Raw genomic sequence first — 13,794 nt, 5'->3', positions numbered from 1 at the left:
TGCCTGTGTCTTTCAAATAGTAGAAAATATCTCTATACATCCCCTGTGCAATCCGTTACCCAATCCGTTCTCAACTGTTTCTCGTCAACATCAGAGTCATTAACACTAACGCCCCATTAGTTAAATAAAAAATGCCAACAACCTGAGTTTCCAACCAGCCGCACAACTCTAAATGATGGTGCAGTGGAGCCATTCTTAACAGACGCTTGCCGATTCCATCAGGCCCTTTTGTAGCTTTGTAATAACCTATTTGAGCAATTACTGACAGCGTTTCTACAAAGAAAATCCCGCTGATTATTAATAATATCCAAAGGCTATTTGTTAATAAAGCTACCGCACCCAACGCACCGCCCAAAGCTAAAGCCCCTGTATCGCCCATAAACACACTGGCTGGATTGCGGTTGTGTGCTAAGAAACCGAAACAACTGCCGCTGATGCAGGCGCAAAATATCATTAATTCTGGCGAAGTAGAGGCTACAGATGCGCCTAATCCCAAAAGTGCGATCGCGCCCAAACCGCCCATCAATCCGTCAACACCATCGGTAAGATTAGTAGCATTGCTTTCGGCAACTAGCACAAAACCAGCCAGTGGCCAGAAAAGCAAACCTAATGGCAATACCCAACCGAAAGGCAAAGCAACATTTGTAGAAATAGCAGGTTGATGAAACATCAGCCACAGACAAAATAGAGCAGCAAAACTTATTTGCAAAGCCAATTTCATCCGAGGAGAAATACCTTTGTTCGACTTACGTCGCAGAATTTGCCAGTCATCTATCCAGCCAATGAAACCGTAAGCTAAAGTTAAAGCCGATACGGCAACAACATCTGAGTTAAACTTAGACCAAAGTAAAGCGACTGCTACCCCTGCCGGTACAAAAAAGATACCTCCCATTGTCGGCGTTCCCGCTTTTTTCAAATGGGCTTGGGGGCCATCTTCGCGAATTATTTGTCCGGCTTTTAGTTGCTGGAGTAAGGGCACAACTACATAGCCCAACCCCGACGCAACTAAAGCACAAACAACTAGCGGCATAAATAGTGATGCAGGTAAATTCAAAAATCTACCCGCTGCTACATCTAAACCGATCGCTACAATGCCTAGTCCCAAACCCAGCAGCAGGAATAAATTCTTGCCTGTAAGTTTGAGAGGCAGACTAAAAGGGATTTTCTCATCCAAAAAATTATCCATAACACTCCTCACCACACACTATTTGAGAATAAGCAATTGACAATGGGGGGATAGGGTGCGATACAGGAGATTGAGAAATCTCTTAGTTTTTCTTCCCTGTTTCCTGTTGATTTCTTCACCCTTCTACCCGTTATTCTTCGCCTACACTCACATCCTCTTCTACTTCTTCTTCTAAATCATCGTAAGGACTGTCGTCAACTGCCATCAGTTCAGAAATTTCTTCTTCGTGTCGATAGTCGGGTTCTTGGACATCCCTTGCTAACAGGCGATTGTTAGATTCCAACCAGTCTAAAAGAGAAGATTGCTGCTTTAATGGAATTACATCCGCAGGCAAGTGGCGAGGTATTTGACGCAGAGATGGGTTGTACATGATTCTCGGTTTTTAAAGACAAAGACGCGATCGAGTAGAGGTAACGTTTTGCCGACGGACTGCTCATTTGATCAAGCACTTGCAAATCGGGCATTTAGCAAGGCTAAAGCATTATACCACAGGCACTGTTTGGTTCCGGATCGGATAAGATGGGAGACCCAAAAGGCGATCGCCCCCAAGCATGGGCATGAGGATAACACTAAAATCCGCTCTTGCCAATCCTTCTTTAGCCCTAAGCATTGTAATCTGAGACGATCGTCTTTAAAATATCACGCGACAGGTGGCGATCCTATTCTGCAAGCTTCGCTAAGGGCAAGGCGTTGATTCACAACAGTCTCCTGGTTTTTCATCAAAGCCTGAGCCCGAATGCCCTCTGGCTTCTTCAGTCAACTCTCAAGCAATAAATCTCAGAATGGATATAACGGCAGCGGTTTTATACAACAAAGAGGGTTACCACACCGGAGGGCAAAAACTTCTGGGGCGTCATTCAGCCGGAGAAGGGTTTCTCAAAAGCTTAGTCCAACACGGAACCGCTAACTCTCTCTACTGTTGCGCCGATAGCGAAACAACCTTTAAGGAGTTTTGTTCGCACATCCAACCTTGGCTGCAAAAACCTCGGAAAGTCCGCTGGATTCCGATGGAACGACCGGATTTGCTATCTCAACCGGGCACAATTTACCGACCCGATCCGGTTCTGTCGCAGATGGTTTGGGCGCGCAGATTTGTCGATCAGCGGGCCTACAGCGTTTGCGGCGTTACTCACACGATCGGTACAAAATACATCATGGACGCGATCGGCGATTTGATCACCGCACCCATGCAGCCTTGGGACGCCCTGATCTGCACCTCTGCAGCCGTGAAAACAGCAGTAGAAGGAGTTATGAGGGAGTGGTCTGAATATTTAGCCCAGCGTAACGGCGGTAAACCGGAAATTTTGGTCAAATTCCCCGTTATTCCCCTAGGAGTCGATTGCAGCGCGTTTCCGCAGGGTGTGGAAGCAGTTAATAGTCGCCGCCAACTGCGACAAGAACTCGGCATTTCTCCCGAAGATATTGTTGTGTTATTTGTGGGTCGATTGACTTTTTCTGCAAAAGCTCATCCGGTACCCATGTACATCGCCCTAGAACGGGCATCACAACAGACAAAAGCCAAAATCCACTTAATTCAAGCCGGTTGGATCGAAGATCCGAGAGAAGAACCCGACTTTAAAAATAGTGCACAAATATTTTGTCCCTCGGTCAATGCTATTTTTTTAGATGGGAGACAGCCGGAAATTAGAATAAATATTTGGTCGGCGGCAGACATTTTCATTTCGCTTTCCGACAACATTCAAGAATCCTTCGGACTGACACCAATAGAAGCCATGGCGAACGGACTGCCGGCCATAGTCTCCGATTGGAACGGATACAAAGAATCTGTACGCCACGAAATAGAGGGCTTCCGCATTCCCACACTCATCCCGCCCCCAGAATCTTGTTTAGATTTAGCCCTAAATTATCTTGACGGCAGCTTAAATTGGCCGACTTACATGGGTCACACTTCCCTAGCCACAGCAGTTGACATTGATGCTTGCACCCTGGCGTTGTGCCAATTAATTGAAAACCCCGAATTGAGAAAGCGGATGGGGGAAAATGCGAGACAAAGGGCAAAAGAAATTTATGATTGGAAAGTAGTAATTGCTGCTTACGAACAATTGTGGCAGGAATTAGCAGAAATTCGCCTTGCCGCACCGGAGTCAGCACCTTTAAAACCTGGGAAGCCGCCTTATCCCCTAGGCGACGATCCGTTTCGGGTATTGGGTAATTATGCGACTAGAAGTTTAAGCAATGAGATGATGCTGAGTCTGGGTGCGATCGCCACACCAGAACTTTTCAAGCAGGTACAGACAATTAGGTTTACCAGTTTTGGTGAGGATAGGAGAAGATCTGTTAGCATTCAGATGGAGATATTGGATACAATTAAGCACGAAGGTGCGATCAGTGTGGGGGAAGTTATCCGACGCTACGTTAAAAACGAGCAAGAATTAGCATACCTATATCGGACGATGCTCTATCTGGTGAAATTTGGTATCTTAGTTATTAGTCATTAATCTATGTAGGGTGCACACTGGACACAGACAAACCCAATAATAAGCGCGCTAAAAACGACTTGTCGCGTAATTTATAAATAATATTGAACGCGAACTCAAGAATATTTTTTCCTTCTTCATCCCTCTTCCTAAAAAAATATATGCTTAGAAAATCTGCACTATTAGAGATAATTGCTGGTAAGAATCGCGGTTTGCTGGCCACTCCCAGCGACAAACAAGCGATTTTAAGTGCGATCGCCCAATTGGAAGATTACAACCCCACAACACGCCCTGTCGAAGCTGCAGAGCTTTTAAATGGAGATTGGCGGTTATTGTACACCACCAGCCGCGAACTGCTGAATCTTGACAGTTTTCCCTTGGTGAAATTGGGTCAAATTTATCAATCTATCCGCGTCAAAGAATCTAAAATTTACAACATTGGCGAACTTTACGGCTTGCCTTATTTGGAAGGAATTGTCAGTGTAGCGGCGAGATTTGAGCCAACTTCGGAACGGCGAGTGCAGGTGAAGTTTGAGCGGTCTATAGTAGGTTTAAGCAGGTTGATTGGCTATGAATATCCGGGGAAGTTTATCGATGAGATTGAGTCGGGGAAAAAGTTCGCTGCTGTAGATTTCGGGCTGGATACTCGCGAACAGCAGGGATGGCTGGATATTACTTATTTGGATAAAGATTTGCGGATTGGACGGGGGAATAAAGACAGTGTTTTTGTATTGACAAAAGAGTGATTTTGTGATGTGTGATTAAGTGCGATCGCCCCTTAACTCATTCTCAATTTATCTTTCCTTCATCCGCGTTAATCTGCGGTTACAAATCAAAAATATATCCCTTTTGTCAACAGTTCAAGACTTCATAAATATTGTTACTCCGTCAGTTTTGTCTGTTCTTTCTTTTCCGTCGGCATTGACTTTCTGACAGCTAGCATCAACTCCGCTTCGCTACATCGATACAAATCTCGCATTCGGAATACTTGCCAAACTTCCATCTTTGGCAAGGTTCGGCTTTTTTCCCAGTTGCGAATTGAAGACTCCGCGCATTCTAGTTCCCGTGCTACGTCTAAGATTGTCAGCCCTGCACGTTCTCTCAAGGCTCTCAAATCCATAGCTGAATAAACCTTTCAATATAACAAGTGTTAATATTTAGCGCCAAGTATTGACACATGAGGTGAGTTTGGTGTTTAATCATAGTAGTAGAGGCGTTAGTCGATTTCCGGCAAGAGACTTACTAACGCCCTTTCCTGTAGTCCATAGAGGATACTAAACCATCATGCCACAAAACGGTTATCAACAGGGATTCACTGCGAATCCTCGGGCGATCGCGTACCAAAAACGCCTTTACCCTTGGGCGATTGCCAAACTCATGCCCAGTATGCAGCGGGCGATTGTGGGGCGATTTCGCAGTCGATCGGATGCTGACGGACACTTGCTGTGTCTGCGTCAACTGATGCCTCAAGCAACCCTTGTCGTAGTTTTTGACTTGCAACCAGACTTAGAAGTACCAATTGCTGCGCCCACAGCAATTCGATAAGCAGAAGGATCTGATCCCCCCCTTAAAAAAGGGGGGCTATAAAAATTGACAAATTACTAACTACTAATTACCGCAGCAGATAAATATCAACCTAAGTTAGGATAATTTTATCCTCAATTTGCTTTTAAATCATGACTTCTACAACTGCCAAATTCATCGTGTCTCAAGTGGGAGAAATTCCCCAATGGCAAGCCGCGACATGGGAAGATTATGTAGCAGCCTGCGAAGATCCATCTTTGGAGGAAGCCAGAATATTTTTTTATGAAGGATATCTTTGGATAGACATGGGTAATGAAGGGCCTCAGCACGCCAGATTTAACGATCTGTTTACTATCATATTTTTCGTGTGGTTTACTACCAAAATAGGACAAACTTTTGATTCTCTCAGCGGTTGTGTAATTGAGAAACCTAAAGTGGGAGCGGGTGCACCAGATAAAGTTTTATACATCGGCGGAGATTTCCACCAATGGCAAAAAGGGGAACCCCGCCGAATTAATCTGAATCAGTCGCGAGTTCCCGATTTAGTCGGGGAGATAGCCGATACTACTTTGGCCAGCGATTTAGATGAAAAAAAGCGGTTGTATGCTGCTTTGGGAATTCCTGAGTATTGGGTAGTAGATATTAAGGGCGAGACAGTTTTGGCATTTCGCTTGCAGGAAAACGGGAAATATCAGGAATGCGACATTTCCGGTGCTCTTGAGGGATTGCCAATTGCTTTACTATCGGAGACTTTGAAACTTTTGGGTGATGGAAATGGGACGGCTGCGATGCGGTTTGCTCAACAAATTGGGAAGTTGTAGAGAAGTTAGCGAAAAGTGCGTGAAGCGTAGCTATCCCGTAGGGAATCGCTCTTAATTTTTTACACACTTATAGCCTCAATCATAACATATAATAAAAATATATCTGCCCTGTTAATCTGCCATGAATGTACAATCTGTTTCGCGTTATGTCGCACGTCACCCTGAAATCTTGCAAAGCGAACCAATTATCGCAGGAACCAGGACTTCCGTTCGGGCGATCGTGGAATTGTGGCGTTTGGGTATAACTCCTGAAGAAATCCCCATGCACTTACCTCACCTGAAATTAGCTCAAATTTTTGACGCGCTGAGCTTTTATTTGGATAACCAGGAAGAAATAAATACTTATATTGAGCGCAATCGAATTCCTGAAGAATTGATTCATCCTGCTGTTAAAGCTGCAATGAGAAAGCCGTGAAACTGTTTGCAACCATTTATGTTTGCAACCATTTATACAGATGAAGATGTTTCTAGGCTTGTAGCTACTTTACTGCTGGGTAGAGGGTTCGATGTGACGACAACCAGCGAACAGGGAATGCTGAGTAAATCCGATAGCCAACAATTAGCTTACGCAGCATCTATGGAGCGATGTTTGCTCACCCATAATCGCGTAGACTTTGAGCGACTGCATCTAGATTATATGACAGAAGGAAAACAACATTCTGGGATTATTGTGATTCCTCAAAAGAACGCCTATGAGATTGCTCAACGGGTTGCTATTTTATTAAATACGCTAACGGCTGATGAAATCGCCAATCAGCTTTTATATGTATAAAGCGATCGCACTCTAGCCCCAAAAACCGATCGCACTCTCCTCCAAAAATGCGATCAAAATTATCGGCGTCTATTTGCGTCATCAGCCTCAATCTGCGGTAAAAAAGATTAATCGCCTCGCTTACAATCATAAAAAATCTAAAATCTAACATCATAAAAAAATGCTCCGACTATCCCAAACCCAACTCAAAATCCTCGAAGAATGCCCCCGCAAATTCCAACACAGCTACCTCGAACTACTCGCCACCACCGCCTCCCCAGAACACAAAGAAAAACTCACATGGGGAAGCCACTTTCACCTATTAATGCAGCAGCGAGAACTCGGACTTCCCATTGAATTTATCATCCAACAAGACCCCGAACTGGGACGCTGTGTGGCAGCATTTATCAACACCGCACCCGAACTTTTCGCCAATTCAGAAAATAGCGATAGAATTTTCCGCCAAGCCGAACACCCCCGCACCCTAATTTTCCAAGACTACCTATTCACCGTTATCTATGACTTGCTAATAGCAGAACCAAACGCCGCCCAAATTCTCGACTGGAAAACCTATCCCCGCCCTCAAAAATCAAAATGGATAGCCGAAAGTTGGCAAACTCGCCTCTATTTATATGTTTTAGTAGAAACCAGTGACTATTCCCCCGAACAAGTTTCCATGACATACTGGTTCGTACAATTGCAAGGAGAAGAACCGCCGCAAAAACTCACATTTTATTACAACCAAACAGAACACGATCGCACAAAACAAGATTTAACCCACCTATTGCACCAGCTAACCGACTGGCGACAGCGCTATGGTGAAGGCGGCGAATTCTTCCCCCAAGTAGAAATTAGTTCCAATCTTTGCGCTTCCTGTCAATTCGCCACTCGCTGCAACCGCACACAAGATACCAAAGCTTCCTCACTAAATCTTCCCGCAGAAACTCCCGCAAATTGGCTGCCAAATCTTGCTATAATCGACGAAATATTTATTTAACATAACTGATAACTCTCTACAATCTAAAAAATCTAATTGAAAATCTAAAATCTAAAATAGAATGACAGAAACCCCTCAAAACTGGCAAAATCAACCCTTACCCCAACCCCCAGCTTGGCTGATCCAAGCTGTCAGAAACCACGCACCAGAACTCCCCGGAAATTATGCCGCTGCACTTCTCTGGTATAGAGGAATTCAAAACCCCGAACAAATACCCGGTTTCTTAAATCCCCAACTTTACCAACCAGCAAGTCCCTTTGAGTTTGGGCTAGAAATGACCTGGGCGATAGAAAGAATCCAGCAAGCACGAAACAGCGCAGAAAAAGTCGCAATTTGGGGAGACTTCGACGCCGACGGCATTACCTCAACCTCCGTACTTTGGGACGGACTGGGAGAATTTTTTGCTCAAAATGACCAACTAATTTATTACATTCCAAACCGCTTAACCGAATCTCACGGACTCAATATCACAGGAATAGATGCCTTAGCAAAATCTGGAATTAGCTTGATTATTACCTGCGATACTGGCAGTACAAACATCGCCGAAATCGAATATGCCACCAGCTTAAACATCGATACAATTGTTACCGACCATCATACATTACCAGACGATCGCCCGCCAGCTACAGCCATTATCAATCCCCGCTACTTCCCCCCAAACCACCAACTATTTAACCTTTCAGGAGTGGGAGTAGCTTACAAATTAGTTGAAGCATTATATCACACATTACCGGATATTCCGCAGCGCCCGCTCACAGATTTATTAGAATTAGTAGCGATCGGCTTAATTGCCGATTTAGTCCAACTTACAGGAGACAGCCGCTACCTCGCACAAATCGGCATCCAACAACTGCAAAAACAAATCGCAAATCCCACCCGCCCAGGAGTTGCAAAATTGCTCGAACTGTGCAAAAGATCGGGCGATCGCCCAACCGACATTTCCTTCGGCCTTGGCCCTCGAATCAACGCCGTCAGCCGCATTCAAGGCGATGCCAGCTTCTGCGTAGAACTCCTCACCAGCCGCGACAAAAAACGCTGCGAAGAACTAGCAAATTTAACCGAAATTGCCAACTCCCGGCGTAAATCTTTACAAAAAGATGTTGCCAAAGATGCCGCCAACAAACTAGCCAAACTCGACCTCTCAACTACTAGCGTCATCGTCCTCAGCGACCCCCAATGGCCCGTAGGAGTATTAGGATTAGTAGCGGGACAAATCGCCCAAGAATACGGCCGCCCCGTGATTTTATTCAGCACAGAAGGAAGCGAAGAAATTAACGAAAATTCCCCGGAAACGCAATTTCCCTCTTTCTTAGATCCAGAATCACAAACACTTTCCCCATCCAAAATTGCCAGGGGTTCGGCGCGTTCCGCCAATCAAATCGACCTTTACCAATTAGTCAAAGACCAAGCGCATTTATTGCACAGATTTGGCGGTCATCCCTTCGCCGCCGGATTGAGTCTCCCCGTTGAAAATATCCCCCTATTTACAGATGCGGTAAATCAGCAACTACGACAACAATACAGCACCGATAGTTTAACAGCCACCCCTGTTCAAGCAGACCTAAAAATTACTGTCTCCGAATTAGGCAAAGACTTATTTCAAGAATTAAAATTGCTCGAACCTTGTGGCATGGGCAACCCCGCCCCCAAATTGCTGATTGAAAACTGCTGGTTTGAGAATCTTTGGAATCAAAAAATCAAGGATTTGAAAGGGCAAAAAGTAGAATATATCAAAACAGAATTTACAATTAGGGATGAATCTAGCGATACGGGATTTCCCGGCATTTGGTGGGGACACAATCAAAACGAAGTTCCCCAATGCCACTGCGATGTCACCGTTGAACTCGATTTTAATACTTACAAATCGCGCTATGAAGTGCGCCTCGTATCAGTGCAAGAACGCACGGAAGACAATCAAATCAATTCCCCGACTAAAATAGATTGGATTGTAGACTGGCGCAATAGAAATAACGATGAAGAGTTATTAGGCGCTAGCACAAACTTAGAATCTCCAATGCCGATCGACAATCTAGTTTACAATTCCGAAAAGGTCGATCGCGAAAACTCGATCATCCTCAAAGAATGCCCCGCAAGCTGGGACGAACTGCGGATCTGGTTTCGGCAAGCACAGCACACTCAGAAAAAACTCGCGATCGCCTACACATTACCCCCACTCGTACCCCCACAGCAAATCTGCCAACAGCTAATCGGCATCGCCAAATACCTCAGCCGCACCAAAAAACCCGTCACCAGACAGCAACTAACCCAAAAACTCGGCATCAGCGACACATCCCTGCAACTCGGGTTCAAAACCCTAACATATCTCGGTTTCAAAATCAATTATCGCGATCGAGCTTTCCACATCACCAGACAACCCGAAAGCCCACAGCAAGAAGACGCGCCACAGCAAATCCCTAAATCCTTATTAGATAGCCAATCCATCCAATTCTCCGTGCCAAATTCCCCCATCGCCGCCCGTTTTGCAGCGCAATTCCTAGCAGCAGTCTCCGAAGAACAATTCCGGCGGAAATATTTCTGTGAAGTACCCCTCTCCACCATTGTGTCGATCGCCAGAGAGACTGTTTTCCAGGAAGATTCTACAGCAATTCCCTTCTAACTCACATCTTGCACCATTCTCAATAAGCTTTGTATGAACAGGCAAGATGCCTGTTCCACAAGAAAATTCACTCTTTGTGGAACAGGCATCTTGCCTGTTCCTGAGAATGGTGCTAGATGTGAGTTCTAACTGATCTCTAGCACCATTGTTAAGCATAGGCAGGATGACAGTTCCACTCATGAGATAACTTTTCTTGTGGGGCCGGCGCTCGCTCCCGCCTGTGGGGCTGGCTGTTTACCCTGTGAAGCGAGAGAGATTTTTGTGGCTCTGGAGAGGCCTATTCCTGACATGGATGCAACATCTCAGTTCTAAGAAATATCTTACTTCTGAATTCATCCCGATAAAATAAGGCATAGGACAATGAGAGTTATCCGTTGCGAGTCAGGCGCAAAACTCATAACTCCTAACTCACAAGCCAAAACCCAAAACTCCCCACCGCCAAACTCGATCGCCCATCTCCAATTTAAAACCCCTATGCTTCTCTGTCCCCGCTGCCAATTTGAAAATCCCAATCCAAACAAGTTTTGTCAACAATGCGGAAATTCCCTAATTTACAAACCTTGCCACGAATGCGGTGCCCAAGTCGCTTTTAGCGCCGCATTATGTCAGAATTGCGGCGTCACAACAGGTCAAGTGTGGCGGGCTATTATCTGCGGTCGATCGAATTTTCCAGCAGTCGAGCCAGACGAGTCCACCCTACCCCCAGCCGAGTTTCCGCAAACTACATCGCCCCAAAACTCTGCTGAACCAATCACAGACAGCATTCAAACAGAAATAACCACCCCAGCCGAATCCCCAATAGCAGTCGAACCAACTTCTCCACAGCCAAGCGACGGCGAATTCAGCAGCCCAGAAATTGACCCTGTGGTAGCCGTGGGGGCGATCGCACCAGCATCCTTTCAAACAACCGAAAAAAGCTCTACTACAGCACCAGAGGGCGAAATAACCCCATCGGAGCAGAATTTTACAACCGCACCACAGCCTAAACAAATCCAGGAAGCAACCGAGAACCCCGACAGCCCAAACATAGCTGACACCTCCCCTCCATCTCCAGAATTCCCCATCCCCAATTCAGAATATTTAATCCCTTCCCAGCCAGCAGGAGCTTATTTAGACACCCAGCAGCGCTACCAACTCCTAGAAACCGTGCCGCCGAGAAAACGCTCAGACACAGTAGCAGTAACAGTATTGGACTGTCAGCCGCTGGAAATGTCACCCCTCAAAGCCATGCTAGCAGCCAACTCTGCCAGCGTCGCCAGACGAACATCCCCCTATACCGCAGCAATCAAAGGCGGAGAAAATTCAACCAATTCCGCCTTAGCAGAGCTTTGCCAAGGCATAGCTGAACCTTATCTGGCACTCCGGTGGCAATTCTCTCAAAACCTGCCAGTCATTCACGATAGCTGGTCAGACAACGAACAGGCAGTGCTGCTGCTAGAAGACTGCTCCCAATGGCCGCTGCTGGTAGAACGGTGGAATCAACCGGAAACTTCCACCCAGCAAATTTTATACTGGCTGCACGAAATGACAGAACTCTGGGCAGCCCTAGAACCCTGGCACTGTCGGCAAAGCTTATTGGAACTGACTAATTTGCGAGTCAACCCCGACTCTTCCTTTTCCTTGGCTTCTTTGCGGCTGCAATACCTCTATCCCGAACCCGCCGGCTCAAACCTGCAACTGGTAGATTTGGGGCAATTGTGGCAGGTGATATTTAGCCAGTCCGATCATCGCACTCAGTTTGGCGCCTTGCTCGAACTGCTGCAACAAATGTACAGAGGCGAAATTAACACAATCGAAGAATTGCGATCGCGCCTAGAAACTGTTCCCCTCGAACTCCAACCCGCACCTTCACCAAGCTCAACCCCGACACGCAGGCATTACCGCAGCCCCGACGAGTCGCCCCCCGAGGTTGGCGAGGTCTTAACTCAGCCGATGCCACTCCAGATTTACAGCTTAGAAGACGCAGGCCTCACCGATGTTGGCCGCACGCGCGACCACAACGAAGACTTCTTCAGCATCTGGACTCAGCTCAACAAACTCGAAAGTTCCTTCGGTCGCATTTTTCAAACCAAAGGGCTTTACATTCTCTGCGACGGCATGGGCGGACACGACAGCGGAGAAGTAGCCAGTCAACTAGCCGCTGAAACCCTCAGAGAATTCTTTCAAACCTGTTGGGAAAATCAACTACCTGCGGCAGACACCATCCGCGAGGGAGTCCTGCTAGCCAACAAAGCCATCTTTGAAATCAATCAAAAGGACGGACGCTCCGGCAGCGCCCGCATGGGTACAACTCTAGTCGCAGTCTTAGTTCAAGACACCCAATTCGCCGTTGCCCACGTCGGCGACAGTCGCCTCTACCGACTGAGAAAGGGACAAACCCTAGAAAAAATCACCTTAGACCACGAAGTAGGTCAGCGCGAAATTAAGCGCGGGGTTGACCCGGAAACTGCTTATGCCCGTCCCGACGCCTATCAACTAACTCAAGCCATCGGTCCGCGAGACAGTAATTTTCTCAAGCCTGACGTGCAGTTTTTAGACTTGTGCGAAGATACTTTATTGATTTTGGCTTCCGACGGCTTGACAGATAATGATTTGTTGGAAACTCACTGGCAGAACACTCTCGAACCCCTATTCAATCCCCAAGCTGATCTCGACCAGGGAGTTGCCGAGTTGATTGAACTGGGTAACAAACGCAACGGTCACGACAATATCACGGCAATTATCATTCGGGCGCAGGTAGGCGCATTTCGATTTTAGAATTTGGATGCTGCCAACTTTTTCAAAGGTGGCGCTTTTCCCCCGCGACCGCTTGGGTTAAACCTGCAATCATTGCAGAGAAAGGATACAGCTTCGGCAGTTTCCGAACCAGGCTTTACGGCTTGCTCTGCTATTAGGAATCCGGTGTTGAAACAGCTTCCGTTTGATCGCTCAAAAACTGATTGCAGCCCCATACGATTGCTGAAAAGCTGTTGAGGGCAAACCATTTATCAGTAGCTTTAATTTTGAGAGTCTGTTCTGAGAATCTGGGGGGAAAACTGGCTTGATAGTAAGTGGATTCATCCTAGCTGAAAGAGCTTTCTCCTACAGAAAGAGTTAGTTTAATAAAAAAAAATAAACTAAAATGAAGTAGGCAGCAGGTGGGCTGATGCGAAATCTGTTTTATACCCGATCGCTCTCGGAGCAAGGTGGTCTAGGCGGGAATTGCCCGCCCTACATGATGTGGGACGTAAATCACAATCTGCTGCAACATCAAATTTACGTAAAAGTTTAGTGATTGTTTACCTAGTTTTTGTAGTTTCAAGTGTTAAATCAATCGAGTATATTTTGAGGAGCGCTCGACCCTTCTTAATTTTTACGGATAATTGTTCCCAAAAAACTATTTATAACTTAATTGTTTATGGAATCTTTAATCACAATCAGGATATTATAAAGTTTTAGTGAAACTCACCTGTGAAGCTCA

Annotated in this window: 12 protein-coding genes; 9 read left to right on the top strand and 3 right to left on the bottom strand. The window is 46.0% G+C overall.

The window, feature by feature from the left end; translation table 11 throughout:
* Nucleotides 1-70: 70 nt before the first annotated feature.
* Complete coding sequence (gene mraY / locus QUA58_RS00750) at nt 71-1,186, bottom strand: phospho-N-acetylmuramoyl-pentapeptide-transferase (protein ID WP_333248254.1); 1,116 nt, start codon at nt 1,184-1,186, stop codon at nt 71-73.
* 130 nt (nt 1,187-1,316) lie between these two features.
* A complete protein-coding gene (locus tag QUA58_RS00745; RefSeq protein WP_333248253.1) occupies nt 1,317-1,556 on the bottom strand; it encodes a DUF3134 domain-containing protein in 240 nt (79 codons plus the stop codon).
* 412 nt (nt 1,557-1,968) lie between these two features.
* Between QUA58_RS00745 and QUA58_RS00740 the strand changes: the two genes are divergently transcribed.
* Nucleotides 1,969-3,645, top strand: a complete 1,677-nt coding sequence (locus tag QUA58_RS00740) for a glycosyltransferase family 4 protein (protein ID WP_333248251.1) — start codon at nt 1,969-1,971, stop codon at nt 3,643-3,645.
* Between the two features lie 140 nt (nt 3,646-3,785).
* Nucleotides 3,786-4,370 carry a PAP/fibrillin family protein gene (locus QUA58_RS00735; RefSeq protein WP_333248249.1) on the top strand — a complete coding sequence of 195 codons (585 nt, stop codon included), beginning with the start codon at nt 3,786-3,788 and terminating at the stop codon, nt 4,368-4,370.
* Nucleotides 4,371-4,504: 134 nt separating this feature from the next.
* Here QUA58_RS00735 and QUA58_RS00730 read toward each other — a convergent pair whose 3' ends face one another.
* Entirely contained in the window at nt 4,505-4,744 is a 240-nt protein-coding gene (locus tag QUA58_RS00730) for a helix-turn-helix transcriptional regulator (protein WP_333228438.1), read from the bottom strand.
* A 164-nt stretch (nt 4,745-4,908) separates the two neighbouring features.
* Between QUA58_RS00730 and QUA58_RS00725 the strand changes: the two genes are divergently transcribed.
* The 7 genes from QUA58_RS00725 (at nt 4,909) to QUA58_RS00695 (ending at nt 13,091) form a co-directional block, all read left to right on the top strand.
* Entirely contained in the window at nt 4,909-5,169 is a 261-nt protein-coding gene (locus QUA58_RS00725; protein ID WP_333248248.1) for a hypothetical protein, read from the top strand.
* A 131-nt stretch (nt 5,170-5,300) separates the two neighbouring features.
* Nucleotides 5,301-5,969: a Uma2 family endonuclease gene (locus QUA58_RS00720; protein ID WP_333248246.1), complete on the top strand. Its 669-nt coding sequence runs from the start codon at nt 5,301-5,303 to the stop codon at nt 5,967-5,969.
* Nucleotides 5,970-6,090: 121 nt separating this feature from the next.
* Entirely contained in the window at nt 6,091-6,384 is a 294-nt protein-coding gene (locus QUA58_RS00715) for a DUF433 domain-containing protein (RefSeq protein ID WP_333140545.1), read from the top strand.
* 18 nt (nt 6,385-6,402) lie between these two features.
* Nucleotides 6,403-6,741 (top strand): DUF5615 family PIN-like protein, encoded by a 339-nt coding sequence (locus QUA58_RS00710; RefSeq protein ID WP_333248245.1) that lies wholly within the window; start codon nt 6,403-6,405, stop codon nt 6,739-6,741.
* Nucleotides 6,742-6,901: 160 nt separating this feature from the next.
* Entirely contained in the window at nt 6,902-7,717 is an 816-nt protein-coding gene (locus tag QUA58_RS00705) for a PD-(D/E)XK nuclease family protein (protein ID WP_333248243.1), read from the top strand.
* Between the two features lie 61 nt (nt 7,718-7,778).
* Nucleotides 7,779-10,334, top strand: coding sequence for a DHH family phosphoesterase (locus QUA58_RS00700; protein WP_333392646.1), 2,556 nt, complete (start codon nt 7,779-7,781; stop codon nt 10,332-10,334).
* A gap of 360 nt (nt 10,335-10,694) precedes the next feature.
* A complete protein-coding gene (locus QUA58_RS00695; RefSeq protein WP_333392645.1) occupies nt 10,695-13,091 on the top strand; it encodes a serine/threonine phosphatase in 2,397 nt (798 codons plus the stop codon).
* Nucleotides 13,092-13,794 lie beyond the last annotated feature (703 nt).

The sequence above is a fragment of the Microcoleus sp. N9_A1 genome (assembly GCF_036701795.1).
Taxonomy (GTDB): domain Bacteria; phylum Cyanobacteriota; class Cyanobacteriia; order Cyanobacteriales; family Microcoleaceae; genus Microcoleus.
The sequence above is the reverse complement of the archived record's forward strand: the minus strand, read 5'-3'. Positions and strand labels throughout refer to the sequence as shown.

Excerpts from the sequence above, each read along its gene's own strand:
- mraY (WP_333248254.1), bottom strand. The coding sequence starts at position 1,186 with ATGGATAATTTTTTGGATGAGAAAATCCCTTTTAGTCTGCCTCTCAAA.
- QUA58_RS00745 (WP_333248253.1), bottom strand. The coding sequence starts at position 1,556 with ATGTACAACCCATCTCTGCGTCAAATACCTCGCCACTTGCCTGCGGAT.
- QUA58_RS00740 (WP_333248251.1), top strand. The coding sequence starts at position 1,969 with ATGGATATAACGGCAGCGGTTTTATACAACAAAGAGGGTTACCACACC.
- QUA58_RS00735 (WP_333248249.1), top strand. The coding sequence starts at position 3,786 with ATGCTTAGAAAATCTGCACTATTAGAGATAATTGCTGGTAAGAATCGC.
- QUA58_RS00730 (WP_333228438.1), bottom strand. The coding sequence starts at position 4,744 with ATGGATTTGAGAGCCTTGAGAGAACGTGCAGGGCTGACAATCTTAGAC.
- QUA58_RS00725 (WP_333248248.1), top strand. The coding sequence starts at position 4,909 with ATGCCACAAAACGGTTATCAACAGGGATTCACTGCGAATCCTCGGGCG.
- QUA58_RS00720 (WP_333248246.1), top strand. The coding sequence starts at position 5,301 with ATGACTTCTACAACTGCCAAATTCATCGTGTCTCAAGTGGGAGAAATT.
- QUA58_RS00715 (WP_333140545.1), top strand. The coding sequence starts at position 6,091 with ATGAATGTACAATCTGTTTCGCGTTATGTCGCACGTCACCCTGAAATC.
- QUA58_RS00710 (WP_333248245.1), top strand. The coding sequence starts at position 6,403 with ATGTTTGCAACCATTTATACAGATGAAGATGTTTCTAGGCTTGTAGCT.
- QUA58_RS00705 (WP_333248243.1), top strand. The coding sequence starts at position 6,902 with ATGCTCCGACTATCCCAAACCCAACTCAAAATCCTCGAAGAATGCCCC.
- QUA58_RS00700 (WP_333392646.1), top strand. The coding sequence starts at position 7,779 with ATGACAGAAACCCCTCAAAACTGGCAAAATCAACCCTTACCCCAACCC.
- QUA58_RS00695 (WP_333392645.1), top strand. The coding sequence starts at position 10,695 with ATGAGAGTTATCCGTTGCGAGTCAGGCGCAAAACTCATAACTCCTAAC.